Source organism: Blastococcus saxobsidens (genome assembly GCF_002938435.1).
GTDB classification, from domain to species: Bacteria; Actinomycetota; Actinomycetes; order Mycobacteriales; family Geodermatophilaceae; genus Blastococcus; species Blastococcus saxobsidens.
Genome location: NZ_POQT01000023.1, coordinates 48157 through 74444, shown reverse-complemented (window position 1 = coordinate 74444; position 26288 = coordinate 48157). Strand labels below are relative to the sequence as shown.

Here is a 26288-nt window from a genome sequence, read left to right as displayed (position 1 = left end):
CCCGGGCGGTCGCCGCCGTGCGCGACGAGGCGCCGGGCTTCGCCCCGCTGCTGACCCCGCACCCGCCGCTGGGCACCGACCGGCCGGGCGACCCGCTGCTCGGGCCCGTGCCGGCCGCCGAGCCCCCCGCCGCGGTCGAGCCGCCCGCCGCCGTGCAGGGCACCGACGTGCAGGACACCGCCGTCCGCGACACCGCCGCCCAGGGCGCGGACCAGGTGACCGGTCCGCCCGCCGTGGAGCCCGAGGTGGTCTGGGCGACCGGCCGCAGCACCGAGCAGGTGCTCGCGCTGGTCCGCGAGGCGCGCGCCGCGCACCCCGACCGCCCGGCGCTCGTGCTCCGCGCGACCCCGGAGGTCCTCGTCGCCCTGGCCACCGAGCACGACGCGTACACGACCATGGACGCCGCCGCCTCGGCCGCCGCGGTGGGGCCGGTCCCCGAACCCACCGGCCGCGTCACCGTGCTGTGCGCCGGTGGCGCGGACGCGCCGGTGGCCGCCGAGGCCGCGTTCGTCGCCCGCGTGGCCGGCGCCGAGGTGGTCCGGCTGGACGACGTCGCCGGCAGCCGCACCCGGACCCTGCTGCCGGACCGGTCGCTGGTCGGGGACGCCGACTGCCTGGTCGTCGTCGCCGGCATGGACGCCTCCCTGGCGACGGTGGTCGGTTCGCTCACCGACGTGCCCGTCGTCGCCGTGCCGACCTCCACCGGGCAGCCCAGCGCGTTCGGCGGCCTGGGCGCGCTCATGACCATGCTGACCGCGGCCACCCCCGGCATGACGGTGAGCAACATCGACAACGGCTACTCCGCCGGTGTCTTCGCCGCCCGGGTGGCGCGCCGGAGCGCCCGCCGGTAGTCCCGGAGGGAGCGCACCATGATCGGCTGGCTGGACCTGGCCGCCGGCGCGTCCGGTGACATGCTGCTCGGCGCGCTGGTGGACGCCGGGGTGCCGCTCGAGGTCCCCGCCGAGGCCGTCGCCGCGTTGCACGTGGAACATGTCGAGCTGGTCGCGGAGCCGGTGACCCGCCACGGCCTCGGCGCCACCCGCGTGCACGTGCACGCCCCGCCGTCGGACCGGCACCGCACCTGGACCGACGTCCGGGCCGTGCTGGCCGGGTCGGCGCTGCCCCCGCCGGTGCGCGACGGCGCCCTGGCGGTCTTCGAGCGGCTCGCCGTGGCCGAGGGGCGGGTGCACCGGGTCGACCCCGCCGAGGTCCGCTTCCACGAGGTGGGGGCGCTGGACGCGCTCGCCGACGTGGTGGGCGTCGTCGCCGGGCTGGAGTACCTGGAGCTCGACCGGCTGACCGCCTCCCCCGTGGCGCTGGGCAGCGGCTCGTCGCGGGGCGCGCACGGGGTGGTCCCGATCCCCGCCCCGGCGGTGCTGGAGCTGCTCACCGGCGTCCCGGTGCTCGCCGGGCCGGTGCCCGCGGAGATGTGCACCCCCACCGGGGCCGCGCTGCTGGCGGCACGGGTGGACGAGTGGACGGCGCTGCCGGCGTTGCGGCCCGAGCGGGTCGGCACCGGCGCCGGGGGGCGCGACCCCGAGGAGCTGCCCAACGTCGTCCGGCTGGTCCTGGGTGAGCCCGCCGCGCCCGCGCCTGCCCGGCCGGTGGTGCTGGAGACCAACGTCGACGATCTGGACCCGCGGCTGTGGCCGGGCGTCCTGGAGGCGCTGTTCGCGGCCGGCGCGTCCGACGCCTGGCTCACCCCCATCCTGATGAAGAAGGGCCGGCCGGCGCACACCCTGTCGGTGCTCTGCCGGCCCGACGCCGTCGCCGCGGTGCAGGCGGCCGTCTTCGCCACGACGTCGACCATCGGCCTGCGGGTGGTCGACGTCGGCAAGGTGACCCTCGAACGGGCGCAGGCGGCGGTGGAGGTGCTCGGCGGCCAGGTGCGGGTGAAGCTCGCGGTCTCCGGCGGCCGGCTGCAGAACGTGAGCGTCGAGTTCGACGACGTCGCCGCGCTGGCCCGCGAGCGGGACCTGCCGGTCAAGGAGATGCTCCGGGCGGCCACCGCAGCCGCCGAGGCCGCCTACCCGGTGAGCACCGCGGAGGCCCCGCCCCTCTGGGGCTGACCGCGCGCGTCCCGGCCGGGATGACCCGTGCGAGGGAAGTGCTCCGGCGAGCCTCAATAGCGGAACGGCCCGCGCCGTTGCGAAACTGCACGGACCGGAGCAGCCGGCCGCAGGCGAGAGGTCCCACGATGAGCAGCACGGTGGAGCGGGCCACGATGCCCGGCCGTCCGGCTGCGCCCGCCCCGGAGCCCGAGCTGCCGGTCATGGACGCCGATCCCGCCCTCGACGGCCTGGTCCGGGTGGCCGCCGCCGTCACCGGGATGCGCTGCGCCTCGGTGATCACGATGGACACCGCGATCATGCGGGTCATGGCGGTGCACGGGTTCCGCGGCGCCTCGTGGCCGCGCGAGGGCTCCATCGTCGCGCAGGTCCTCGCGCGCGGGACCGGCGTGCAGACGTGCGACGACCTGCCCCTCGAGCCCGGCTTCGCAGGCAGCCCCTGGGTGGACGGCCGCCGCGGCCACCTGCGGGCCTTCGGCACCGTCCCGGTCGTGGTGGACGGCGTCGTGCTGGCCGCGATCTGCGTCTTCGACCCCGAGCCGCACGCCTTCACCGACGACGAGCGCGCCCGGCTCGCCGACGTCGCGACCGCTGTCGCCTCGCTCGTCCGCGCCGGCCAGCAGGCCCGCCAGCTGGCCGACCTCGCGGCGGCCAGCCAGCTCGCCCGCGCGGAGACGGCGCGGGCGCACCAGGAGCTGGCCCGCTCGACCGCGTTCACCCGGTCACTGCTCGAGGTGCTCCCGGTCGGTGTCCTCGGTGCCGACCCGGAAGGCCGGGTGACCCTGTTCAACGCCGCCATCCGCGAATGGCACGGACTGGACGCCGACCGCACCGTGGAGCCGGCTGACCTCGCGCAGGCCTTCTCGCTCACCGACCTGGACGGGGCACCGCTGCCGCCCGACGAGGTGCCGCTGCGGCGGGTCCTCACCGATGGGCGGCTGGACGCCATGGAGGTGGGGGTGTCGCTGCCCGGTCGGCCGCTGCGCCGGGTCTCCACTGCGGGGGCCCACGTGCACGACGACGCCGGCAACCTGCTGGGTCTCGTCCTCACGTCCACCGACGTCACCGAGCAGCGGGAGCTGGAGTCCGCGCTCCGGGAGGCGGCGCTGCACGACCCGCTCACCGGCCTGCCCAACCGCAACCTGCTGCTGGACCGGCTGGACCAGAGCCTGGCGGCGGCCGAGCGCGCCCAGCGCCCGATGGCGGTCATGTACTGCGACCTGGACGGCTTCAAGCCGGTCAACGACTCCGCCGGCCACGCGGCCGGTGACGAGGTGCTCGTCGAGGCCGCGCGCCGGCTGGCCGCGGCGATCCGCCCCGGCGACACGGTGGCGCGGATCGGCGGCGACGAGTTCGTCGTCCTCTGCCCCGAGGTCGGCTCGGAGCGGGACGCGCAGGTCATCGCCGACCGGATCACCGCGGCCTTCGACCGACCGCTGCGCCGCTCCGGGGGCGCCGAGCACGACGTGGGCATCAGCATCGGCATCGCCCTCTGCGGGCCCGACGACACGGCGGACAGCGCGCTGGCCGCCTCCGACGCCGCGATGTACCGGGTCAAGGCCGCGCGCCGCCCCGGCCGCGTGCGCCGGCACCAGACCGTCTGACCCGCCGGGCGCGGAGGCCCGCCGCCGGCGCCCGCTACCGTGGTCGGCAGAGAGGTCGCCTGCCCGAGCCCCGCCCGGCAGTGCCGCGCGGAGGAGGGTTCGAGAGTGGTCTGGTCGGTCGTCCTGGCCGCGTTCGTCCTGGTGCTGCCGGTGGAGCTGCCGGACAAGACGCTGTTCGCCAGCCTGGTGCTCGCCACCCGCTTCCCGCCGCTGCCGGTGTTCGTCGGCGTCGGGACGGCGTTCGGCCTGCAGGTGGCCATCGCGGTCACCGCCGGCTCGCTCCTGTCGTTGCTGCCCGAGGCGCTCGTGACCGGCGTGGTGGCGCTGCTGTTCCTCGTCGGCGCGGTCATCCTCTGGCGCAGCGCCGGTGACGTCGAGGACGGCGGCGAGGCGGCGGAGGTCCGCGAGCAGACGTCGTTCCTGCGGGCCGCGGCCATCTCCTTCGGCGTCCTGTTCGCCGCCGAGTGGGGCGACCTCTCCCAGCTGGCCACCGCCGGGCTGGCCGCCCGCTACGAGGAGCCGCTGTCGGTCTTCGCCGGCGCCTGGGCCGCGCTGCTCGTCGTCTCCGGGCTCGCGGTCTTCCTGGGCAAGAAGCTGGCCGACCGGCTGCCGATCCCGCTCATCCGCCGGGTCGCCGCCGGCCTGTTCCTGGTCTTCGCCGTCGTCGCCGCCGTGGAGACGGTCCGCGCGCTGGTCTGAGCCCTAGGTTGTCGGCATGGAATTCCGGACGACGGTGACGCTGGCCGGCAAGACCGCCACCGGCCTGCAGGTGCCCGACGAGGTCGTCGACGCCCTCGGCGGCGGCAGGCGGCCACCCGTGGTCGTCACGGTCGGCGGCCACACCTACCGGACGACGGTGGCCCCGATGGGCGGCGCGTCCTGGGTCCCGCTGGCCGCCGAGCACCGCGAGGCCGCCGGCGTGCGGGCCGGCGAGGAGGTGACCGTCACCGTCGAGCGGGACGACGCGCCCCGCGAGGTCGAGGTGCCCGTGGACCTGGCGGCGGCCCTCGGCGACGACGTCCGCGCCACCTTCGACGCCCTGGCCTACTCACACCGCAAGGAGTGGGTGCGCTGGGTGACGGAGGCGAAGAAGCCCGAGACCCGCACCGCCCGGATCGAGAAGACCGTCGAGTCGGTCGCCGCGGGGAGGAAGACCCGCTAGCGCGGCCGGGCGACGAGCAGCCGGACCAGGTTCTGCAGCCGGTAGCCGCCGTCCGCGGTGCGGTAGGGCTCCAGGTGCTCCAGGACCGCGGTCCGCAGGCTCCCGGGATCGGTGCGCTGCGCGACGGCGCGGGCCAGCGGAGCGGCCATCAGCGCGTGGAACATCGCCTCGTCGTCGGGGTAGTCGAACGGCACGGCCACCTGCTCCAGCTGCTCGACGACCAGGCCCGCCCGCTCGGCGGTCGCCCGCAGCCGGGCCGGCTCGCTGACCGACGAGCCGCGCGACGGCCGGCGCGGTCCGGCCCACGGGGCGAAGGCCTCCTCGAAGACGCGCAGGTCGCACTCCCGCTCGCGGCCCCACACCGTGGCGGCGACCACCCCGCCTGCGCGCCCGGCCCGGCGCAGCACCGCGATCGGGTCGCGGACGTGCATGAGCAGCTGGACCGCGGCCACGACGTCGAACGGGCCGCGGGGCGGGTCCTGCGCGTTGCGCACCAGGAACGTGCCCTCCGGGACCGCCGCGGCGGCCAGCGCGACGGCGTCGTCGTCGAGGTCCACGCCGGTCACGTGTGCGCCGCGGTCGGTGGCCGCCCGGGCGAACCGCCCCGCGCCGCAGCCGAGGTCGAGCACGGTGGTGCCGGGGCCGGTGCCGGTGGCGTCGAGCACGGCCTCGTACAGCGGCGCACCCCAGCCGCCCGACTCCTGCTCGGTCACCGCTGGACCCTATCGACGGCCCTCGGGAAAGCTTCTTGACCCTGACGCGACGTCAGGCCGCAGCCTCGTCGTCGTCAGAGGAGGAGGGACACGGATGTTCGTGCGAGAAGTGGCCGCGCTGGCCGGCGTCACGGTGCGCACGCTGCACCACTACGACCGGATCGGGCTGCTGCAGCCGTCCGGGCGGACGGCGGCCGGCTACCGGCAGTACTCGCCGGCCGACCTGACCCGGCTGCACTCCGTGCTGCTCTACCGCGAGCTCGGGTTCCCCCTCGAGGAGGTCGCGACCCTGCTGGACGACCCGTCCGCCGATCCCGTCGAGCACCTGCGCCGCCAGCACCGGCTGCTGCGGGACCGGCTGGAGCGGACGTCGGCCATGGTCGCGGCCGTCGAGAAGGAGATGGAGGCACACGCCATGGGGATCTCACTGACCCCGGAGGAGAGGTTCGAGGTGTTCGGCGACTGGCTGCCGGAGGAGTACGCGGCCGAGGCCGAGGAGAAGTGGGGCGAGACCGAGGCCTGGGCGCACTCCCAGCAGCGGACCCTCGCCATGACGAAGGACGACTGGCTGCGGGTCAAGGCCGAGAGCGACGACGTCGACGCCCGGTTCGCCGAGGCGCTGCGGTCGGGCGTCGCGGCCGACTCGGAGCAGGCGATGGACCTGGCCGAGGAGCACCGGCAGCAGATCAGCCGGAACTTCTACGACTGCGGGCCCGAGATGCACGCCGGCCTCGGGCGGATGTACGTCGAGGACGAGCGGTTCACCGCGTACTACGAGCGGATCGCGCCCGGGCTGGCGCAGTACGTGAGCACCGCCGTCCAGGCCAACGCCACCCGCCAGGGAAGCTGATCGACGCCGCCCCGAGGTGCCCGGTGCCGGCCCCCTCCAGGGCACCGCCCGAGCGTGCGAGGGGTGGGGAGGAGGGGGTCCTTCAGCAGACGCGGACGAGCAGCTCGCCGTGCAGCATGCCGAGCCAGCCGTCGGCGGCGTCGGCCCAGCGCAGCCACGCCGCCGCGATCCCCGCGAGATCGTCCGGCGTGGCCAGCCCGTGGCCGACCGCCTGCTCCGCGAACGCGGACGACGTCGCCCGGCCCGCCCAGCTCCGCCCCCACCACTGCCGCTCCTGCGCCGAGGCGTAGCAGTAGGTGCTCGCGGTGGCCGTGACGTCCCGCAGACCCGCGGCGTGCGCCCACGACAGCAGCCGTCGTCCGGCGTCCGGTTCGGCGTCGTTGCGGCGGGCCACCCGCTCGTACAGCTCCAGCCAGCGGTCGAGCGGGAACCAGGTCGTGGCGGCGTAGTCGACGTCGCGTACCGCGATCACCCCGCCCGGCCGGCAGACCCGGGCCATCTCGCGCAGGGCGGCGACCGGATCGGTCAGGTGCTGGAGCACCTGGTGGGCGTGCACCACGTCGAAGGAGTCGTCGGGCAGGTCGAGGGCGTAGACGTCACCGACGGCGAAGGTGACCGGCACACCGGCCCGCGCGGCGGTTTCCCGCGCCTCGTCGAGCGGGTCCGGGGAGAGGTCCAGCCCGAGCACCCGGCCGGGCGCCACCCGCGCGGCGAGGTCGACGGTGATCGTGCCCGGGCCGCAGCCGACGTCGAGCAGGTCCAGCCCCGGGTGCAGCGCAGGCAGCAGGTAGGCCGCGGAGTTCTCCGCCGTCCGCCAGCGGTGCGACTGCAGGACCGGCTCCGCGTGCCCGTGCGTGTAGGTGTCCACGGGTCCGGTCCTACTCCGGCCGTCCCACTCTGCGATACAGCGTTCCCACGCCTTGAGATCCGGGATGTGGGCTCAGAGCTCGGCGGACAGTACCTGCTCGGCGACCGGGACGGCGCGCTCGCGGTCCGCCGGCACCAGGCCGATGCGGGTGCGCCGGTCGAGCAGGTCGGCGACGGTCCGCGCGCCCTCGTGCCGGACGGCGAACCGCAGCTCCCCCACCGTCTCCGGGCGGCCGGCCACCACCAGCGCCGGGCCGAGGGCCTCCACCAGCGGGGCTTCGGTGCCGTACCGGGCCACCAGCCGGGCCGGCGCCGGCACGCGGTCCAGCGCCACCCGCGGCGCCGCCCCCACCAGCGGCAGCCGCGCCGTCGTCGTCCGAGGAGTCCCGCGGCCGAGCCGGGCGACGACGGCGTCCACCGTCCCCTCGGCCATCGCGCGGTAGGTCGTCAGCTTCCCGCCCACCACCGACAGGACCGGTCCGTCCCACATCAGCAGGTGCTTGCGGGAGAGGTCGGCGGTCGCGCCGCCCGGCCCGGTCCCCGCCTGTGGCTGCACCAGCGGCCGGTACCCGGCGTAGGCGCCGACGACGTCGTCCCGAATCAGCGGCGAGGACAGCACCTGGTTCACCGTGTCGAGCAGCTGCTGCACCTCGGCGTCCGAGGGCACCGGGTCCTCGTCGGGCACCGCGCCGTCCACCGGCTCGTCGGTGAGGCCGAGGTAGACCAGCCCGTCGGCCTGCGGCAGCGCGAACACGTACCGCGAGCGGGAGCCGGGCAGCGGCACGGTCAGCGCCGCCGACGGCGACCCGAGCCGCTCCCCCGGCACCACCAGGTGCGACCCGCGCGAGGGCACCAGCCGGATCCGCGGCGCCAGCCGCTGCGACCACACGCCCGCCGCGTTCACCACGACACCCGCACGCAGCGAGAGGTCGGCGCCGTCGACCCGGACGTGCACCTCGCCGTCGTCCACCGCCAGCACGTCGGCGCCGGTCAGGACGCGCGCGCCGAAAGCGGCTGCCGTGCGGGCCAGCGCCACCACCAGCCGGGCGTCGTCGGTGAGCTGCCCGTCCCAGAAGACGACACCGCCTCCGCCGGGCCGCACGGCCGGGGTCATCCGAGCGACGTCGTCCCCCCGCACGCGCCGGGTGGCGGGCAGCGACCGCCGCCCGCCCGGCACCGACAGCCGGACGGCGTCGCCGAGCCGGCCACCGGCCGCCGCCAGCGCGGTCACGTCCCGCCCGGCCGCGTCGGGCACGAGGAAGGGCAGCGGGCGGACGAGGTGCGGCGCGGTGGCCCCCATGAGGACGGCGCGCTCGCGGGCGCTCTCCCGCGCCAGGCCGATCTCCCCGTGCGCGAGGTAGCGCAGGCCGCCGTGCACCAGCTTGGACGACCACCGGCTGGTGCCCGCGGCGACGTCGCTGCGCTCCAGGAGCACCACCGACAGCCCGCGCGAGGCGGCGTCCAGGGCGACGCCGGCGCCCGTCACTCCCCCGCCGACCACCACGACGTCGACCGATGCGCCGGCCACCTGCGCGAGGTCCCGCGCGCGCCGTTCGGGCGACAGCGAGCCGATTCCCTGGTGTCTGGTCCCGGGCGGCACCGGCAGACTGTAGCCGTGCCCGAGCAGCCGGAACTGACCATCCAGGGATGGGGCCCCGCCCCCGCGACCGCCACGGAGCAGGACGGCGACGGCCTCGACGGCGCGCTGACCAAGGCCGCGCGCCGACACCTCACCCGGGAGCTGGGCTGGACGCCGCGCGCGACGCCGCCGGTGCCGGTCGAGGAGATCCGGCTGGCCCCCAGCCGGCTCCCGGAGGCCGCGCAGGACGCGCTGGTCGCGCTGCTCGGGGCCGACAACGTCCGCACCGACCGCGAGTCGCGGCTGCGCCGGGCCGGCGGCAAGAGCTACCTGGACCTGCTGCGCCGGCGGGAGGGCGACGCCTCGGACGCGCCCGACGCGGTGGTCCTGCCCGGCACCACGGAGGAGACGGCGGCGCTGCTGGCCACCTGCAGCGAGCTCGGCGTCGTCGTCGTGCCGTTCGGTGGCGGCACCAGCGTCGTCGGCGGGCTCGCCGGGGTGGACCCGGACGACCGGCCGACGATCGCCGTCGACCTGGCCCGCATGTCGTCGGTCCAGGCGCTGGACGTGCCGTCGTCGATGGTCACCGTCGGGCCGGGCATGCGGGGGCCGGCCCTGGAGCAGGAGCTCGGCCGCCAGGGGCTGACCTTCGGGCACCTGCCGCAGAGCTGGGAGTTCGCCACGCTCGGCGGGTACGCGGCGACCCGGTCGGCCGGGCAGGCGTCCACCGGCGTCGGCCGCTTCGACGACCTGGTCGCCGGCCTGACGCTGGCCACGCCGTCGGGCGTGCTGGAGCTCGGTCACGCCCCCGCCTCCGCCGCCGGTCCCGACCTGCTGGGCCTGGCGCTGGGCTCGGAGGGCACCCTCGGCGTCATCACCGAGCTGAAGCTGCGGGTGCGCCCCAAGCCGTCGGTCTGCTCCTACGAGGGCTGGTCGTTCCGCACCTGGCCGGCCGGGTTGGCGGCGCTGCAGAACCTCGCCCGCCTCGACCTGCTGCCCGACGTCGTGCGGCTGTCCGACGCCGACGAGACGCGCGCGAACCTGCTCATGGCCGGCGGCGCCGGGGCCAAGGCGCTGCGCGGCAGCCTGCGGGCCCGCGGCCGGGGCGACGGCTGCATGCTCGTCGTCGGCTGGGAGGGCGTCCCCGACGTGGTGCGCGCCCGCATGCGCGCCGCGTCGTCCCTGCTGCGCGACGGCGGCGCCGTGCGGCTCGGCCGCCGGGTGGGCGAGTCGTGGCGCTCGCACCGCTACAGCGGCCCGTACACCCGCGACCGGCTGCTGGACGGCGGGCTCATGGTCGAGACGCTGGAGACCGCCGCCACCTGGACGGCGCTGCCCACCGTCTACGACTCCGTGCGCCGGGCGCTGCGCGAGTCGCTGACCCGCGGCGGCCACCAGCCGCTGGTGATGACCCACCTCTCGCACGGCTACCCGACCGGCGGCTCGCTGTACTTCACGGTGATCGCCGACCGCGACGACGCGCTGCCCATCCAGCAGTGGCTGACGGCGAAGCGGGCCGCCACCGACGCGCTGCTGGCCGCGGGCGGCACGCTCACCCACCACCACGCCGTCGGCGCCGACCACCGCCCGTGGCTGGAGCGCGAGGTCGGCCCGCTCGGCGTCGAGGTGCTGCGGGCGGTCAAGGAGCGGCTGGACCCGAAGGGCATCTGCAACCCCGGCGTCCTGCTCCCCGACTGACGAGCTCCAGGCATGGGAAGCGATACACCCGCCTCGACGCGCACAACGGGTGCATCGCTTCCCATGCCTGGGCTCGTTCGTGGGCCGACCACGGCGACGTGGTGCCCGGATCGGGCTGGGCGGAGGCGGCTCAGACGGTGGTCGCGAGGCCGCCGTCGACGGGGATGACGGCGCCGGTCACGTACGAGCCGGCCCGCGAGGACAGGTAGACGACGACGCCGGCCATGTCGTCGGGGCGGCCGATGCGACCCAGGGGCGCCTTCTCCGCGATGGCGTCGCCGAAGGCCTCCAGCGTGGCCGCCATCATCTTGGACTCGAACGGGCCGGGGGCCACGGCGTTGACCGTGATGTTCCGGCGGCCCAGCTCCTGCGCCAGCACGCGGGTGAGGTGGTGCAGCGCCGCCTTGGACGAGGAGTAGGAGTAGGTGGGCAGGCCGGGCACGTGCAGGCCGTCGATGCTGCCGACGTTGACCACGCGGGCCGGCTCGCCCGGGGCACCGGCGGCCTCCAGCAGCGGCAGGAACGCGCGGGTGAGGAAGAACGGCGACTTCAGGTTCAGGTCGAGCACCTTGTCCCACGCCGAGGCGGGGAAGGTCTCCAGCGGCTCGCCCCAGTTGGCGCCGGCGTTGTTGACCAGGACGTCGATCCGCTGCTCGTGCTTCCCGACCTCCTCGGCCAGCCGCACGCACTCGGCCTCGGTGGAGAGGTCGGCGGGGATCGAGACGACCCTCCCGAACTCCTGCAGCTCGGCGACGGCGGCGTCGCCGGCCTCGGCCTTGCGGGAGCTGATGTACACCGATGCGCCGGCCTGCAGCAGCCCGCGGGCCATCATGAGGCCGATGCCCCGGGTGCCACCGGTGACGACAGCCACCTTGCCGGTCAGGTCGAACAGGTGCACGGGTACCTCCGCAGTCGGCGTCCGGGCCGGCACACCGGCCCCGGGGGCACCCTAGCCAGGCGGTTTCCGGCTCCGGACCGAGCGCCGGGCGGCGCTGGTGTGCCAGCCTGCGACCATGATCGAGTCCGCCGCGCCGTCCCTGGGCGCCACCAGCGAGGTCGGGCCGCTGCAGACCGTGATGCTGCACCGGCCCGGCCCCGAGCTGCGGCGGCTGACCCCCCGCAACAACGACCAGCTGCTCTTCGACGGCGTCCCGTGGGTGGACCGCGCGCAGGAGGAGCACGACGCTTTCGCCCAGGCGCTCACCGACCGCGGCGTCGAGGTGCTGCACCTGGACGCCCTGCTGGCCGAGATCCTCTCCTTCCCGGCTGCCCGCGCGGAGCTGATCGGCGCGGCCGTCGACGACCCCCGGCTGGGCGCCACCCTGCAGCGCGACGCCACCCGGCACCTGGCCTGGCTCTCACCGGAGGACCTCGCCGCCACCCTGATCGCCGGGCTGGCGCACGACGAGCTGCGCGGGCACGGGCTGGCCTACCAGCTGATGGACCGCTCGGACTTCGTCGTGCCGCCGCTGCCGAACCTGCTGTTCACCCGAGACTCCTCGGTGTGGATCGGCGACGAGGTGGCCGTGACGTCCCTGGCGATGCCGGCCCGGCGCCGGGAGAGCACGATCACCGCCGCCATCTACACCCACCACCCCCGCTTCGCCGGCACCGAGCAGCTCTACGCGGCGAACCTGGAGCACCTCGAGGGCGGCGACGTCCTGCTGCTCGCGCCGGGGGTGGTCGCCGTCGGGGTGGGCGAACGGACGACGCCCGGCGGCGCCGAGCGGCTCGCGCGCCGGCTGTTCGCCCGCGAGCTGGCGCACACCGTGCTCGTCGTCCCGATCGCGCAGGAGCGGGCCACCATGCACCTGGACACGATCGCCACGATGGTCGACCTCGACGCGATGGTCATGTACCCGGCGGTGGCCGACTCGCTGGTCGCCTGGACGGTGCGCGCGCCGTACGGGGTGGCCGACGACGCCGACACCATCGACCTCGCCGTCACCGGGCCCCAGCCGTTCGTCACCGCGGCCGCCGCAGCGATGGGCATCGACCGGCTGCGGGTGATCGACACCGGCCTGGATCCGGTGACCGCCGAGCGCGAGCAGTGGGACGACGGCAACAACACCCTGGCGCTCGCGCCGCGGCTCACGGTCGCCTACGAGCGGAACACCGTCACCAACGCCGCGCTGGAGGCGGCCGGCATCGAGGTGGTGCGGATCGCGGGCTCCGAGCTCGGCAGCGGTCGCGGTGGCCCGCGCTGCATGGCCTGCCCGGTCGCCCGCGACCCGCTGTGACGTGTGGAACGGCCCCGCTGCAGGGGCCCGCCGCGAGCCCGTGAGCGGTGGGGGGGCAGCGGGGTCCTTCGTCAGAGGCGCTGGTTGAGCCGGTGGTAGGCGGCACTCCAGCGCAGCTCCTTGGCCAGTGACCGCCGCGTGGTGCCGGCATCGATGAGCACCAGCTCGGTGGAGAAGACGTCGGCCAGATCGGTCAGCTCGTCGGCGCCCAGCTGGGTGGTCAGCACCGTGTGGTGCGGGCCGCCGGCGGTGAGCCAGCCTTCGGTCGCCGTGGCGAAGTCCGGTCGGGGCTGCCAGACGGCGCGGGCTACCGGGAGGTTGGGCAGCGGCTCCGACGGCTCGACGACATCGATCTCGTTGGCCACCCAGCGGAACCGGTCGCCGAGGTCGGACCAGCCGACGACGACGCCGGCCGCGGGGGCCGCGTCGAACACCAGCCGGGCCGGGTCCTCCCGGCCGCCGATGCCGAGCGGGTGCACCTCCAGCCGGGGCTTCCCGCCGGAGATGGTCGGGCAGACCTCGAGCATGTGGGCGCCGAGGATCTTCTCGCTGCCCACCGCCAGGTCGTACGTGTAGTCCTCCATGAACGACGTCCCGCCCGGCAGCCCGGCGCCGGCGACCTTGAGCACCCGCAGCAGCGCCGAGGTCTTCCAGTCCCCCTCGCCGCCGAAGCCGTAGCCGTCGGCCATCAGCCGCTGGACGGCGAGACCGGGGAGCTGGCGCAGTCCACCGAGGTCCTCGAAGTTGGTGGTGAACGCGCCGAAGCCACCCTCGACCAGGAACGAGCGCAGCGCGGCCTCGATCCGTGCCTGGTAGCGGACGGCGTCGTGCTTCGCGCCGCCGGGCAGGACGTCGGGCGACATCTCGTACAGGTCGGCGTACTCAGCGACCAGCTCGTCGACGGCGGAGTCCTGCACCGCGTCGACCACGGCCACCAGGTCGTTGACGCCCCACGTGTTCACCGACATGCCGAAGCGGATCTCCGCCTCGACCTTGTCCCCCTCGGTCACCGCGACGTCGCGCATGTTGTCGCCGAACCGGGCCAGCTTCAGGTCCCGGGCCGCGGCGGCACCGGCTGCGGCACGCGCCCACGAGCCCACCCGGGCCCGCACCCGCGGGTTGGAGACGTGGCCGGACACCGTGGTCCGCGGCACCCGCAGGCGGGTGAGCACGAACCCGTACTCCCGGTCGCCGTGCGCGGCCTGGTTGAGGTTCATGAAGTCCATGTCGATCGTCGCCCAGGGCAGGGCGGCGTCGGCCTGGGTGTGCAGGTGCAGCAGCGGCTTGCGCAGCGCGTCCAGCCCCGAGATCCACATCTTGGCCGGGGAGAAGGTGTGCATCCAGGTGATGACGCCCAGGCAGGAGGGGTCCTCGTTGGCCTCGCCCATGATCCGGCGGACGGCGCCCGCGTCCTTCAGCACCGGCTTCCAGACCACGCGGACCGGCACCTCCCCGGCCTCGTCGAGGGCGGCGGCGACGCGCTGGGACTGCTCGGCGACCTGCTGGAGGGTCTCGTCGCCGTACAGCCCCTGACTGCCGGTCAGGAACCAGACCTCGCGGCCTTCGAACGGGGCAGTCACAGGGAAGTCCTCCATCAGCGTTGTCCGTACACGTTCTGGTAGCGGGCGTAGAGCGAGTCGATGTCGGCCTGCGCGATCGGGATCGGCTCACCGAGCTGGCGCGAGAGGTGCACGGTGCGGGCGACGTCCTCGGTCATGACGGCCGCCTTCACCGCCGCCTTCGCGTCCCGCCCGATCGTGAAGACGCCGTGGTTCTGCATGAGCACCGCGGGCGACCGGGAGTCCTCCAGCGTCGCGACGACGCCCTGGCCGATCGAGTCGTCGCCGATCAGCGCGAACGGGCCGACCGGGACGGGCCCGCCGAACTCGTCGGCCATCGCGGTCAGCACGCACGGGATCTCCTCGCCGCGCGCCGCCCAGGCCGCCGCGTACGGGCTGTGCGTGTGCACCTGGCCGCCGACGTCGGGCCGGTTCCGGTAGACGTAGGCGTGCGCGGCGGTGTCCGACGACGGCGCCTTCACCCCGTCGACGACATTCCCGTCCAGGTCGCAGACGGTGATGCCCTCCCAGGTCAGCTCGTCGTAGGAGACGCCGCTGCCCTTGATGACGAACAGCTCGGCACCGGGCACCCGGGCCGACACGTTGCCCGCCGTCCACGTCACGAGGGCGTAGCGGGTCAGCTCGGCGTGCAGCGCGGCGACGTGCTCCCGCAGCTCGCGGTGGGTGCCGCGCTCGGTCGGGGTGTCGGTCATCGGTCCACTCCTCGGGCAGGGTCCAGGTGCTCCACGGCGGCCCGCTGCACCGGCAGGGCGGCGACGTACCGTTGCATGAACGCGTCGAAGCCCGCGACGTCGGCGGGGTCCGGCTCGACGGCCCGCAGGTCGCTGCCGGCGAAGACGGCGCTGCCGAGGTAGCCGGCGAGGTCCTGGTCCGGTGAGCGGCGGACGGCGAAGGCGGCCAGGACCGCCATGCCCCACGCGCCTCCCTCGGCGGCGACGTCGCCGACGGAGACCGGCGTGTCGATGGCTGCGGCCAGGAAGCGCTGCCCCACGCCCTCGGTCCGGAACAGGCCGCCGTGCGCGAACATCCGGTCCAGCCGGACGCCCTCGGCCCGCTGCAGCACGTCCATGCCGATCCGCAGCGTGGCCAGGGACGAGAAGAGGTGCGTGCGCATGAACGTACCGAGGTCGAACGTGCTGTCGGGGGCACGCAGGAAGAGCGGCCGCCCCTCCTCGAGGCCGGTGATGGGCTCCCCGGAGAGGTAGTTGTAGGCGAGCATCCCGCCGCAGTCGCTCGCACCGTCCAGCGCGGCGGCGAACAGCACCTCGAAGACCTTCGACGACTCGGCCGCGGCGCCCAGCGCGCCGGCGAACTCGGTGAACAGCCCGACCCACGCCTCGAGCTCGCTGGCGCCGTTGTTGCAGTGCACCATCGCCACCGGGTCCCCGGCCGGGGTGGTGACCAGGTCCAGCTCGCGGTGCACGCCGCCCAGCTCCTCCTCGAGCACCACCATCGCGAAGATGCTCGTCCCGGCCGACACGTTGCCGGTCCGCGGTGCGACCGAGTTCGTGGCGACCATCCCCGTGCCCGCATCCCCCTCCGGGGGGCAGACCGGGACGCCGGGGCGCAGTCGACCACTCGGGTCGAGCAGCCGCGCGCCCGCCTCGGTGAGCGTGCCGGCCGGCTCACCCGCGCGCGCGACGGCCGGCAGCAGGTCGGCCAGGGTCAGCTCGACGCCGGCCTCGGCCGCCAGCTGGTCGAACCGGGTGAGCGTCGCGCCGTCGTAGCCACCGGTAGTGGCATCGATCGGGACCATGCCGCTGGCGTCCCCGATGCCGAGGACCTTCCGGCCGGTCAGCTGCCAGTGCACGTACCCGGCCAGCGTCGTCAGGTGGTCCAGCCGGCTGACGTGCTCCTCGCCGTCGAGGACGGCCTGGTACAGGTGCGCGACGCTCCACCGGTGCGGGATGTTGACGCCGAACTCCGCGGTGAGCCGCTCCGCCGCCGGCCCGGTGTTGGTGTTCCGCCACGTGCGGAACGGCGTGAGCAGCTCCCCCTCGGCGTCGAACGCGAGGTATCCGTGCATCATCGCCGACACCCCGAGACCGCCGACCGACGTCAGCTCGACCCCGTGACGACGCAGCACGTCCTCGCCGAGGGCCGCGACGCTGTGCTGCACCCCGGACCAGACGGCTTCCAGCGGATACGTCCACAGCCGGTCGACGAACCGGTTCTCCCAGTCGGAGCTGCCGACGGCGAGCGGGGCGTGGTCCGGCCCGATCAGCACCGCCTTGATGCGGGTCGACCCGAGTTCGATGCCCAGGGCCGTGCGCCCGCTGGTGATGGCCTCGACGGGAGTCATGCCTGCGTCCGTCGTCATTCCAGGAGCCCTTCCCGCCTGCCCGAGTGCGTCGATGTTAGCGCTAACAGCGTCCGGGACGTCATGCCCGCCCCGGCGCCGGACCGGTGCTGGACCGCACCAGCAGGGCGGGCGCCACGGGCTCGGGGTGCTGGTCCTCACCCCTCATGCGGGACAGGACGAGCTGGACCCCCCGCCGGCCGAGCTCGGCGAAGTCCTGCCGCACGGTGGTCAACGGCGGGGTGAAGTACGGCGCCTCGGGCAGGTCGTCGAAGCCGACCACGCTGACGTCCTCCGGGACGCGGATCCCGCCCTCGTGGAGCGCGGCGAGCAGGCCCAGGGCCATCTGGTCGTTCGCCGCGAAGATCGCGGTGACCTCCTCGCCGCCCCGGATGCGGGCGGCCAGCGCCTTCCCGGCCAGATAGCCCGACGAGGGGGTCCAGTCCCCGCGCAGCACCACCTCGGGCACCGGGGCGCCGGCCGACTCCAGCTCCGAGCGCCACCCGGCCATGCGGCCGCGCGCCTCCTGCGAGTCGGCCGGCCCGGCCACGTGGTGCACCGTTCGGTGGCCGAGCGCCAGCAGGTGGCGGACAGCCAGCCGGGCGCCGGTCTCCTGGTCCACGCCGACCGCCGGCCGGTCCTCGCCGCCGCCGACCTGGACGGCCACCAGCGGCACCGGCGGGTCCAGGGTGGCCAGCGCCGCGGCGGCGTCGTCGTAGGTGGACAGCGCCAGGATGCCGTCGACGCGCTGGGCCACGAAGGTGTCCACGGCCGCGCGCATGGCCGCCGCCGTCGCGTCGTCCAGGATGGAGACGGTCAGCGAGTAGCCCGCCGCCCGGGCGGCCTTCTCCAGGCCGAGCATGGTCTGCGCCGGCCCGTACTGGTTGATCTTGACGGTGACCAGGCCGAGCGTGCGTGTCGACCCGGCGACCAGGGCACGGGCGGAAGCGTTGGGTCGGTAGCCCAGCTCCGCGATGGCCCGCTCGACCCGCTCCCGGGTGTGCGGCGCGACGTTGGGGTGGCCGTTGACCACCCGCGACACGGTCTGGTGCGACACCCCGGCCAGCGCGGCGACGTCGCTCATCGCCAGGGCACGCACCGTGCCCTCGGAGACCGCCGCAGCTCCCCGTCGCCTGGACCGGTCGCCGCGACCCGCGACCGCGGCGACCGGCTCGGCGGTCAGCGGGAGGCCCCGGCTCGCCGCTTGTTGTACACGTCGAAGGCGACCGCCAGCAGCAGCACCAGCCCCTTGACCACGGACTGCACCGACTGGTCGACGCCCATGATCGTCATGCCGTTGGTCATCACCGCCATGATCAGCCCACCCACCATGGCGCCGACCACGGTGCCCACACCACCGGTCACGGCCGCGCCGCCGATGAAGGCGGCGGCGATGGCGTCGAGCTCGAACATCTGGCCGGCCGAGGGCTGGGCACCGTTGGACCGGGACGAGAAGACGATCCCGGCGATGGCTGCGAGCAAGCCCATGTTGACGAAGAGCCAGAAGTTGACCGCCCGCACCTTCACGCCGGACAGGGTCGCCGCGGCCAGGTTGCCGCCGATGGCGTACACCTGGCGGCCGAACACGGTCCGCCGCGTGACCACGCCGTACACCATGATCAGGACGGCGAGGATGATCAGCACGATGGGGAGCCCGCGGGCGTTGGCCAGCTGCCACGCGAAAGCCATGACCACGGCGGCGACGGCGAGGATCTTCGCCACGAACAGGGGGAAGGACTCCACCGGCTGCTGGTAGCGCAGCCGGGCCACGCGGGTGCGGTACTGGCTGACCGCGTAGCCGACGACGGCGATGCCGAAGATCAGCAGCGTGAAGGCGTCGTAGCCGTTCCCGCCGATCAGGCCGTTGAGGAAGCCCGAGGCGATCCGTCCGTACTCGGACGGGAAAGGCGACAGCGAGATGTTGCCCAGCACCTCGAGGGTGAGGCCGCGGAACAGCAGCATGCCGGCCAACGTCACGATGAACGCCGGGATGCCGACGTAGGCCACCCAGAAGCCCTGCCACGCCCCGATCAGCAGTCCGGTCGCCAGGGCGGCGACGATGCCGACCCACCACGGCTGCCCCTGCTGGATCACCAGGATCGCCGACACCGCGCCGGTGAGCGCCACGACCGAGCCGACCGACAGGTCGATGTGCCCGGCCACGATGATCATGACCATGCCGATGGCCAGGATCAGGATGTAGCTGTACTGCAGGACGACGTTGGTGATGTTGCCCGGCGAGAGCGACCGGCCGTCGGTCAGCACCGCGAAGAGCGCGACGATGGCGACGAACGCGATGTAGATACCGCTGGTCCGGAGGTTCCGGGTGAACAGCGCCCGCAGATCGCTGGTGCCGGTGTGCAGCGCCACCGCCGGGGCGACGTCCTTCGGCGAGGTCGCGCTCTCGGCTTCCGGCTGCGAGGAGGGGCCCACGGTGCGAGTCATCCGACGAGTTCCTTCTCCTGGGTCATGAGGGTCATGAGGCGCTCCTGGGTGGCCTCGCGGACGGGTAGCTGACCGGTGATCCGGCCGGCCGACAGGGTGAAGACGCGATCGCAGATGCCGAGCAGCTCGGGCAGCTCGGAGGAGATGACCACCACGGCCTTCCCGGCGGCCACGAGACGGTTGATGATCGTGTAGATCTCGTACTTCGCGCCGACGTCGATGCCGCGGGTGGGCTCGTCCAGGATCAGCACGTCGGGGTCGGTCAGCAGCCACTTGGACAGCACGACCTTCTGCTGGTTGCCGCCGGAGAGCTTGCCGACGATCGACTTCACCGTCGGCGCCTTGATGTTCATCGAGGTGCGGTACTCCTCCGCCGCCTTGGCCTCCTCGTTCGCGTCCACGAAACCGCGGCTCGACAGCTTGCCCAGGGCGGCGCCGGAGACGTTCCGGGAGATGTCGTCGATGAGGTTGAGGCCGTACCGCTTGCGGTCCTCGGTGGCGTAGGCGATGCCGGCGTCGATGGCCTCGGCGACGGTGCGGAGCCGGATCTCCTCGCCGCGCAGGAAGATCCGTCCACGGACGAAGTTCCCGTAGGAGCGGCCGAAGATGCTCATCGCCAGCTCGGTGCGCCCGGCACCCATCAGCCCGGCGATGCCGACGACCTCGCCGGCCCGCACGTCGAAGCCGGCGGAGTCGACCACGAGCCGGTCGTGGGTCGGGTGCCGGACCGTCCAGTCCTCGACCCGGAGAACCTCCTCACCGGGGCGCGACTCGCGCTCCGGGTAGTAGGACTCCAGGTCCCGGCCGACCATGCCGCGGATGATGCGGTCGACGTCGACGGCGGGGTCGGCCATGTCCAGGGTCTCGACCGTGCGCCCGTCGCGGATCACGGTCGTGTGGTCGGCGATGGAGACGATCTCGTTGAGCTTGTGCGAGATGATGATCGAGGTGATGCCACGTTCCCTGAGCCCCCGGATCAGCCCGAGCAGATGTGCGGAGTCGGTGTCGTTCAGCGCCGCGGTCGGCTCGTCCAGGATGAGCAGCTTGACGTCCTTGGAGAGCGCCTTGGCGATCTCCACCAGCTGCTGCTTGCCCACACCGAGCGTGCCGACCGGGGTCACCGGGCTCTCGTCGAGCCCGACCTCGCGCAGCAGCCGACCCGCCTCGGCGTTGGCCAGGTTCCAGTCGATGAGCCCGAAACGCCCGCGCTTCTCGCTCCCGAGGAAGATGTTCTCGGCGATCGAGAGGTAGGGCACCAGCGCCAGCTCCTGGTGGATGATCACGATGCCGGCGTGCTCGGAGTCGCGGATCCCGCCGAAGGTGCTCACCCGGCCGTCGAGGACGATCTCGCCGTCGTACTGACCGGCCGGGTAGACCCCGGACAGCACCTTCATCAGCGTGGACTTCCCCGCGCCGTTCTCACCGCAGATCGCGTGGATCTCCCCCCGGCGGACTGAGAGGGTGACGTCCTCGAGGGCCTTCACGCCGGGGAACGTCTTGGTGATCGAGCGCATCTCCAGGATGTTGTCGTCCATGGACTCCGTCGTCCTCAAGCTCGTGGTTGCGCGTACGGGGCCGTAACGGGTGCACGCGATGTGCAGTATGTGGGCCCGTCAGGCCGACCGGCAGGTCCGTCGGCCGCAGACCTGCCGGGGCGGGGGTGCGGCCCGGCGGGTGGTGCGGCCGGGCCCGGCAGCGGTATCGCCACCGGACCCGGCCGGTCCTGGTGCGGTCAGTCGGCCTGGCCGGCCTCGACCTCGGCGGCCGAGTAGTACTCCGAGTCGATCAGCACGGACTGGATGTCGTCCGCGAAGACCGTCTCGACCGGGAGGAGGTAGGACGGGACGATCTTGACGCCGTTGTCGTAGTCCTCGGTGTTGTTGGGCTCGGGCTCGTTGCCCTCGAGGAACGCCTCGGCGGCGGCGACTGCCTGCTCGGCCAGGAGCCGGGTGTCCTTGAAGATGGTCGAGCTCTGGACGCCGTCGGCGATCAGCTTCACCGAGGCGATCTCGGCGTCCTGACCGGTGACCACGGGCAGCGGCCGGGCGGCGTCGAGGCCCGGGCCGTAGCCGCCGTTCTGCAGGGCGGTGATGATGCCGCGGGAGATGCCGTCGTACGGCGCCAGCACACCGTTGAGCACGGTGCCGTCGTCGTAGACCGAGGTCAGCAGCGTCTCCATGCGGGTCTGGGCGGCCTCCTGCGACCAGCGCAGCGTGGCGACCTGCTCGATCTTGGTCTGGCCCGAGGGGACGACCAGCGTCCCGTCGTCGATCAGCGGCTGCAGGACCGACATGGCGCCGTCGAAGAAGAAGAAGGCGTTGTTGTCGTCCAGGGAGCCGGCGAACAGCTCGATGTTGAACGGGCCGGCGGCCTCGCCCTCGGAGCCGTCCGCGGTGAGCAGGCCCAACCCGGTGAGCAGCGCGTTGGCCTGGGCCACGCCCACCTCGAAGTTGTCGAACGTGACGTAGAAGTCGACGTTGTCGCTGTCCCGGATCAGCCGGTCGTAGGCGATGACCGGGATGCCCTCCGCAGCGGCCGCCTCCAGCTGGGGGGCCAGCGCGGTGCCGTCGATGGCGGCGATGATCAGCGCATCGACGCCATCGGTGATCATCTGGTCGACCTGGCGGGACTGGGTGGGGATGTCGTCACCGGCGAACTGGAGGTCGACCGTGTAACCGGCCTCCTCGAGCTGGCTCTCCACGTTGGCACCGTCGGCGATCCAGCGCTCGGAGGTCTCGGTCGGCATCGCGACGCCGATCGACAGGTCTTCCGGGTCGGCGTTGCTGGTGTCCGAGGTGCTCCCGGCACCCTCGCCGCCACATGCCGCCAGCGTGAGCGCCAGAACGGCGCTCACGGCGGTCAGGCCGAACTTCCTGCTCACGTTGCTCTCCTCGTTGAGACGTCCGCCGCCGCTGGTGCGGCGTAGCTCGCGAACGCGAGCGAGGCAAATGTGAGCGCTAACACCGGGCGCCGTCAACCCCTCGGGTCCCTCTCCCCACGTCACATTCCCGTAACGCCCGGTTCACCAGGGCGTCGAGTCGACGCACCCGCTCGGGGAGCGGCGCGTACGAGGACATCCGGTGGCCGGCGTGGCCACCGGATCGCCCGCGCGCACCGTGTGGGGCAGCGGCCCGTTGCCGGTGCGCGCTCGGACAACGAGGCGCTGCCCTGATCAGCGCAGCGGAGTGGACCGCCTACCCGGACGCCGCGGGCGTGCCGCACCTGAGGGTGCAGGCCGGCCACTCGCGGCACGTCGGCCAGATCCCCGACAGCGCCTGAGCGCACCGAGCTCAGCCGCGAGGAGCTCGCCGCACTGCACGCCGATGACGAGCGGATCTCGGTGACGACCCTGCGCCAGGGCACCCATTTCTTCCGGCAGCCCATCTGGAGCCTCTACACACAGAGCGGACCGCTCCGTCACATGCTGTCACGACCCACGGGACTCTTCGGCTCCGTTGTCACGGGGCCCTGCGAGATACCTGTAACCGGTGGTGCACTGCACGGGATTCGTCAGCGAACTCCCGGGGGACCCCTTGTCCGCACTGCTCAGGTTGCCGTTCGCCCTGCTCACGGCACTCGCCATGGTGCTGCTCTGGTCCGGCGTCGCCTCCGCCGAGGGCGGGACCGAGGGTGCGTCGCCGCCCGCCTGCCCGCTCGGCGTCCCGCTCCCCGGGTGCGAGACGCAGGAGCCGGCACCACAGGCGCCTGCCGCCGAGCCGACGGGCACCGGCGACCAGGCGCAGGACGGGCTGACCGGGCCCAGCGACGCGGAACCGGCCTACACCGGCCCCCAGGAGCTACCCGCGCAGGAGCCCGTCGGCACCTCGTCGACCGAGGAGACCGGGGGCCAGCAGACCGGCGAGCAGGAGTCCGGCGAGCAGACGCCTGCCCCGAGCAGTGACTCGCCTCCGGACCCGGCGGCCGTGGGCGAGTGCATCGCGACCCACATCGAGGACCTGCTCGCCCTCCTCGAGGAGTCGCTCGGCGGGGCCGCCGAGGAGCTCGCTGCGGACATCCAGGTCGCGCTGACGGACCCGACCACCCTGCCGACCTTCGTGGGAACGCTGCCGGCGCGCGTCCAGAGCGTCCCGGATCTCGCTGCTGAGCTCGGCGAGGAGCTGCCCGCCGCGATCGAGGGGATCGCCGGCTGCCTGCCGGTCCCGACCTCGCCCCCGGCCGAGGAGGAGCCGCCGGCGCCCGAGCCGGCCGCCCAGCCCGCCCAGCACGCGGTGCACTACGCCAACTGTGACGACGCCCGCGCCAAGGGCGCCGCTCCCGTGCACGCCGGGCAGCCCGGCTACGGGGCCCACCTGGACAGCGACGACGACGGCGTCGGCTGCGAGCAGGACGCCGTGGCCGTGACCCACTCGCCGAAGCCGCAGGCACAGCTGGCCTACACCGGCTTCGACGTCGGGCCGTTCGCCGGTGCCGGCGCCGCCATGCTGGCGGCGGGCGGCCTGCTCGTGGCCGGCGCGCGTCGCCGCAGCTGATCCCCTGACACCGTCCGCCGGTGACGCCCTCCCCAGGCGTCACCGGCGGACGCGTTCTCAGCGCATGCGGCGCAGCGCGACCAGGGCGGCACCCGCGCCCAGCGCAACCGCCAGGATGAGCACCCGGTAGCCGACCGGGAACTCGGTGAAGAACGACAGCACCCCTGCTACGCCGCAGACGACGAAGACGAGGGCGGCCACGAAGGTCAGCACGGTCCGCCGCGTCCCCGGAGGCGGGGCGAACGCGTCGGCGGTCGTGGCGTCGGGGCGCCGGTCCCGGTCCCCCACGCCGGGAGTGCGTCGTGGGTCGTCCATGGCGCTGGGCGTACCCGGGCCGGGTCGCTCCCTCACCTCGCCGTCGTCCCCGCGCCCCAACCTGCGTGCGGCGCGGGGACGACCGGCTCAACGGAGGGTGATCTGGCGGGACAGCAGCCCCGCCCGGGCGCGCCGCTCGTCGGCGTCCAGCGGCGTGGTGACGGTCAGCGCCTTCTCCAGGCGGGCCTGGAACTCCGTCGCCGGGGCGGTCCAGTCCTCGGCCGGGGTGTCGGCCGGCAGGTCCCACACCGGGACGACGAGGCCGTGGGCGCGGAAGGCGCCGGCGTAGCGGGTGCCCTCGCCCAGCAGGATCCGCTCGGCGGCCGAGAGGCGGGCGAGCGCGTCGAGCAGCTGCTCCTCCTTCTCCGGCCGGACCCAGCGCAGGTGGGCGCGCTCGTTGCCCGGGCGCACCCAGTAGGCGGCCTCGAGCCCCTCCAGGCGCACGGTGGGCAGGATCGCCTCGTTGGCCTGCTGCAGCCCCGCCCGCGCAGCGGCTCCCGGCTCGGTGCCCTCCAGCCAGAAGTCGAAGGTGTCGTGCACGGTCACGTCGAGCGGAGCGGACGGGTCGAGCAGCTCCTGCAGCCGCGGGCCGGCCGAACCGGCGCCGCCGACCGGGCCCGGGTCCACCGGCGCGCCCTTGGGGGCCTCGAGCGCGGCGGCCAGCGCGGTGCCCAGGTCGCGGCTCACGTCGTCGGACGAGGTCGGCAGCTGCGCGCCGAGCATGATCTCGCCGTTGGCCCGCACCAGCGCCGGCGCGCCACCGGGCAGCACGCTGGCCAGCGTGACGTCGCGGCCGTCCGTCGTCCGCAGCTTGGCCGTCGCGGCCGGGACCAGTTCGCGGAGGGCGACCCAGTCCGCCTCGCCGGGCAGGCCCTCGAACGGCCGGATGACCGGCGGGGCGTAGCCGGAGCCGTGGCAGTGCTTGTACCGGCGACCGGATCCGCACGGGCACGGCGCCTTGGGGTTGATGCCCTCGGGCGCGGCGGCGGGGGCGGAGGAGCGCTTGCGGGAAGCCATGCCCGTCAGCGTAGGTGGCCCGCTCGCACCGTCCCGCCACGAGCCTCCGGCGCCCGTCGCCGCCCTGACGAGCAGGGGACGCGCCGTCTCGTGCCCAGTGCGAAGGCGCGGGCCGGTCCTACGCTCGTCGCCGTGCCCCTGGCCGCCTCCGCACCGCTGGACCTCGACGACCCCGCCGTCGTCGCCGACCCGTACCCGGCGTTCGCCCGGGCCCGCGCCGCGGCGCCGGTGCAGTGGCACGAGGGACTGGGGCTCTGGCTGGCCTTCACGCACGCCGAGTCCAACGCGGTGCTCCGCGACCGGCGGCTGGGCCGGATCTGGTCGGACAAGCAGCCGGCCGAGGGGTTCGAGAGCTTCAACCTCATCCACCGCAACGCGATCCTGGAGATGGAGCCGCCCGAGCACACCCGGCTGCGGCGGCTGATCAGCTCCGCCTTCGCCCGCGGGCACGTCGAGCGGCTGCGCCCGTGGGTCGAGGACCTGGCCCGCTCCCTGGTCGACGAGCTGGTCGAGCGCTCGGCCGGCTCGGAGCCGGTGGACCTGCTGTCCGGCATGGCCGAGCAGCTGCCGGTCGCGGTCATCGCCGAGCTGCTGGGGGTGCCCGGGGCCGACCGCCACCTCCTGCGGCCGTGGTCCAACGCGATCGTGAAGATGTACGAGTACGGCCGGACGACGGCGGTCGAGGACGACGCCGAGCGCGCGGCCGGGGAGTTCGTCGCCTACCTGCGCGGGCTGGCTGCCGAGCGGCGGACGAACCCCGGCGAGGATCTGGTCAGCCACCTGGTGAGCGTCCGCGACGCCGACGGCGCCACGCTCACCGAGGACGAGCTGGTCACCACCTGCATCCTGCTGCTCAACGCCGGCCACGAGGCGACGGTGAACGTGAGCGGCAACGGCACGCTCGCCTTGCTGCGCACCCCCGACCAGCTCGCCCGCCTCCGCGCGGACCGCTCGCTGCTGCCCGGCGCGATCGAGGAGCTGATCCGCTTCGACTCGCCGCTCCAGCTGTTCGAGCGGACGGCGACGACGGACGTCGAGATCGGCGGCGTCGTCGTCGAGCGGGGGCAGAAGATCGGCGCCCTGCTGGGTGCGGCCAACCGCGACCCGGCGGTGTTCGCCGAGCCCGATCGCCTCGACGTCGGCCGCACCGAGAACCCCCACATCACCTTCGGCGCCGGCATCCACTTCTGCATCGGGGCGCCGCTGGCGCGGGTGGAGCTGCAGGCCTCGTTCGGCGCGCTCCTGGACCGGACGACGACGTTCGAGCTGGGCGCGGAGCCGGTGCGCCGTCCGGAGTTCGTCATCCGCGGCCTGGAGACACTGCCCGTCGTCCTCGGCCGGTAGGCCGTCGCCACCGCTG

Annotated in this window: 23 protein-coding genes; 10 read left to right on the top strand and 13 right to left on the bottom strand. The window is 74.3% G+C overall.

Translation table 11 applies throughout. The annotated features are described in order from the left end of the window. From C5507_RS14425 to C5507_RS14405, 5 genes are all read left to right on the top strand, one after another. The coding region (locus tag C5507_RS14425) for an AIR carboxylase family protein (protein ID WP_211295526.1) at positions 1-851 on the top strand (851 nt) is incomplete at its 5' end. Positions 852-869: 18 nt separating this feature from the next. Beyond that, positions 870-2069, top strand: a complete 1200-nt coding sequence (larC, locus tag C5507_RS14420; protein WP_104529205.1) for a nickel pincer cofactor biosynthesis protein LarC — start codon at positions 870-872, stop codon at positions 2067-2069. 128 nt (positions 2070-2197) lie between these two features. Then, positions 2198-3673 carry a GGDEF domain-containing protein gene (locus C5507_RS14415; protein ID WP_158657612.1) on the top strand — a complete coding sequence of 492 codons (1476 nt, stop codon included), beginning with the start codon at positions 2198-2200 and terminating at the stop codon, positions 3671-3673. A gap of 105 nt (positions 3674-3778) precedes the next feature. Beyond that, positions 3779-4372, top strand: coding sequence for a TMEM165/GDT1 family protein (locus C5507_RS14410; RefSeq protein WP_104529203.1), 594 nt, complete (start codon positions 3779-3781; stop codon positions 4370-4372). 16 nt (positions 4373-4388) lie between these two features. Continuing rightward, the gene (locus C5507_RS14405; protein ID WP_104529202.1) at positions 4389-4835 is read left to right on the top strand and encodes a YdeI/OmpD-associated family protein; all 447 of its coding nucleotides are present in this window, start codon (positions 4389-4391) and stop codon (positions 4833-4835) included. Here the strand turns inward: C5507_RS14405 and C5507_RS14400 are convergent. Beyond that, positions 4832-5548: a class I SAM-dependent methyltransferase gene (locus tag C5507_RS14400; RefSeq protein WP_104529201.1), complete on the bottom strand. Its 717-nt coding sequence runs from the start codon at positions 5546-5548 to the stop codon at positions 4832-4834. The two genes, C5507_RS14405 and C5507_RS14400, sit on opposite strands and share 4 nt — an antisense overlap. A gap of 94 nt (positions 5549-5642) precedes the next feature. On the opposite strand from C5507_RS14400, the gene C5507_RS14395 reads away from it, so the two are divergent. Continuing rightward, positions 5643-6398, top strand: a complete 756-nt coding sequence (locus C5507_RS14395; protein WP_104529200.1) for a MerR family transcriptional regulator — start codon at positions 5643-5645, stop codon at positions 6396-6398. A gap of 82 nt (positions 6399-6480) precedes the next feature. Here the strand turns inward: C5507_RS14395 and C5507_RS14390 are convergent, their stop codons facing one another. Beyond that, the gene (locus tag C5507_RS14390) at positions 6481-7266 is read right to left on the bottom strand and encodes a class I SAM-dependent methyltransferase (protein WP_104529199.1); all 786 of its coding nucleotides are present in this window, start codon (positions 7264-7266) and stop codon (positions 6481-6483) included. Positions 7267-7338: 72 nt separating this feature from the next. Next, on the bottom strand, positions 7339-8865 hold the full coding sequence (locus tag C5507_RS14385; protein ID WP_242611271.1) for a glycerol-3-phosphate dehydrogenase/oxidase: 1527 nt from the start codon (positions 8863-8865) through the stop codon (positions 7339-7341). A 15-nt stretch (positions 8866-8880) separates the two neighbouring features. On the opposite strand from C5507_RS14385, the gene C5507_RS14380 reads away from it, so the two are divergent. After that, complete coding sequence (locus C5507_RS14380; RefSeq protein ID WP_104529198.1) at positions 8881-10542, top strand: FAD-binding oxidoreductase; 1662 nt, start codon at positions 8881-8883, stop codon at positions 10540-10542. A 130-nt stretch (positions 10543-10672) separates the two neighbouring features. On the opposite strand, the gene C5507_RS14375 is transcribed toward C5507_RS14380, so the two are convergent. Beyond that, on the bottom strand, positions 10673-11440 hold the full coding sequence (locus tag C5507_RS14375) for an SDR family oxidoreductase (protein WP_104529197.1): 768 nt from the start codon (positions 11438-11440) through the stop codon (positions 10673-10675). 115 nt (positions 11441-11555) lie between these two features. On the opposite strand from C5507_RS14375, the gene C5507_RS14370 reads away from it, so the two are divergent. Next, positions 11556-12782, top strand: coding sequence for an arginine deiminase (locus C5507_RS14370; RefSeq protein WP_104529196.1), 1227 nt, complete (start codon positions 11556-11558; stop codon positions 12780-12782). A 71-nt stretch (positions 12783-12853) separates the two neighbouring features. Here C5507_RS14370 and araA read toward each other — a convergent pair whose 3' ends face one another. The 7 genes from araA to chvE form a co-directional block, all read right to left on the bottom strand. After that, entirely contained in the window at positions 12854-14362 is a 1509-nt protein-coding gene (gene araA, locus C5507_RS14365; protein WP_242611270.1) for an L-arabinose isomerase, read from the bottom strand. Positions 14363-14376: 14 nt separating this feature from the next. Further along, entirely contained in the window at positions 14377-15054 is a 678-nt protein-coding gene (locus C5507_RS14360) for an L-ribulose-5-phosphate 4-epimerase (protein ID WP_104529194.1), read from the bottom strand. Further along, positions 15051-16664, bottom strand: a complete 1614-nt coding sequence (locus C5507_RS14355; protein ID WP_242611269.1) for a xylulokinase — start codon at positions 16662-16664, stop codon at positions 15051-15053. The genes C5507_RS14360 and C5507_RS14355 overlap by 4 nt, the downstream gene beginning before the upstream one ends. Positions 16665-16743: 79 nt before the next feature. Beyond that, positions 16744-17745, bottom strand: coding sequence for a LacI family DNA-binding transcriptional regulator (locus C5507_RS14350; RefSeq protein ID WP_104529216.1), 1002 nt, complete (start codon positions 17743-17745; stop codon positions 16744-16746). 95 nt (positions 17746-17840) lie between these two features. Continuing rightward, complete coding sequence (mmsB, locus tag C5507_RS14345; RefSeq protein ID WP_104529192.1) at positions 17841-19106, bottom strand: multiple monosaccharide ABC transporter permease; 1266 nt, start codon at positions 19104-19106, stop codon at positions 17841-17843. Then, positions 19103-20641: a multiple monosaccharide ABC transporter ATP-binding protein gene (mmsA, locus tag C5507_RS14340; RefSeq protein WP_104529191.1), complete on the bottom strand. Its 1539-nt coding sequence runs from the start codon at positions 20639-20641 to the stop codon at positions 19103-19105. Before mmsA ends, mmsB begins: the two co-directional genes overlap by 4 nt. Before the next feature lie 197 nt (positions 20642-20838). After that, positions 20839-21987 carry a multiple monosaccharide ABC transporter substrate-binding protein gene (chvE, locus tag C5507_RS14335; protein ID WP_104529190.1) on the bottom strand — a complete coding sequence of 383 codons (1149 nt, stop codon included), beginning with the start codon at positions 21985-21987 and terminating at the stop codon, positions 20839-20841. 652 nt (positions 21988-22639) lie between these two features. Between chvE and C5507_RS14330 the strand changes: the two genes are divergently transcribed. Then, positions 22640-23596 (top strand): excalibur calcium-binding domain-containing protein, encoded by a 957-nt coding sequence (locus tag C5507_RS14330; protein WP_211295525.1) that lies wholly within the window; start codon positions 22640-22642, stop codon positions 23594-23596. Positions 23597-23653: 57 nt separating this feature from the next. On the opposite strand, the gene C5507_RS14325 is transcribed toward C5507_RS14330, so the two are convergent. Then, entirely contained in the window at positions 23654-23911 is a 258-nt protein-coding gene (locus C5507_RS14325) for a hypothetical protein (protein ID WP_130504304.1), read from the bottom strand. Between the two features lie 87 nt (positions 23912-23998). Further along, a complete protein-coding gene (locus C5507_RS14320; protein ID WP_104529188.1) occupies positions 23999-24928 on the bottom strand; it encodes a DUF5926 family protein in 930 nt (309 codons plus the stop codon). 132 nt (positions 24929-25060) lie between these two features. Here C5507_RS14320 and C5507_RS14315 point away from each other — a divergent pair, with 132 nt between their 5' ends. After that, the gene (locus tag C5507_RS14315; protein ID WP_242611267.1) at positions 25061-26272 is read left to right on the top strand and encodes a cytochrome P450; all 1212 of its coding nucleotides are present in this window, start codon (positions 25061-25063) and stop codon (positions 26270-26272) included. Positions 26273-26288 lie beyond the last annotated feature (16 nt).

Coding starts and splice junctions, on each gene's coding strand:
- larC (WP_104529205.1), top strand. CDS start 870: ATGATCGGCTGGCTGGACCTGGCCGCCGGCGCGTCCGGTGACATGCTG.
- C5507_RS14415 (WP_158657612.1), top strand. CDS start 2,198: ATGAGCAGCACGGTGGAGCGGGCCACGATGCCCGGCCGTCCGGCTGCG.
- C5507_RS14405 (WP_104529202.1), top strand. CDS start 4,389: ATGGAATTCCGGACGACGGTGACGCTGGCCGGCAAGACCGCCACCGGC.
- C5507_RS14395 (WP_104529200.1), top strand. CDS start 5,643: ATGTTCGTGCGAGAAGTGGCCGCGCTGGCCGGCGTCACGGTGCGCACG.
- C5507_RS14370 (WP_104529196.1), top strand. CDS start 11,556: ATGATCGAGTCCGCCGCGCCGTCCCTGGGCGCCACCAGCGAGGTCGGG.
- C5507_RS14360 (WP_104529194.1), bottom strand. CDS start 15,054: ATGACCGACACCCCGACCGAGCGCGGCACCCACCGCGAGCTGCGGGAG.
- C5507_RS14355 (WP_242611269.1), bottom strand. CDS start 16,664: ATGACTCCCGTCGAGGCCATCACCAGCGGGCGCACGGCCCTGGGCATC.
- C5507_RS14350 (WP_104529216.1), bottom strand. CDS start 17,745: ATGAGCGACGTCGCCGCGCTGGCCGGGGTGTCGCACCAGACCGTGTCG.
- mmsB (WP_104529192.1), bottom strand. CDS start 19,106: ATGACTCGCACCGTGGGCCCCTCCTCGCAGCCGGAAGCCGAGAGCGCG.
- mmsA (WP_104529191.1), bottom strand. CDS start 20,641: ATGGACGACAACATCCTGGAGATGCGCTCGATCACCAAGACGTTCCCC.
- C5507_RS14325 (WP_130504304.1), bottom strand. CDS start 23,911: ATGGACGACCCACGACGCACTCCCGGCGTGGGGGACCGGGACCGGCGC.
- C5507_RS14320 (WP_104529188.1), bottom strand. CDS start 24,928: ATGGCTTCCCGCAAGCGCTCCTCCGCCCCCGCCGCCGCGCCCGAGGGC.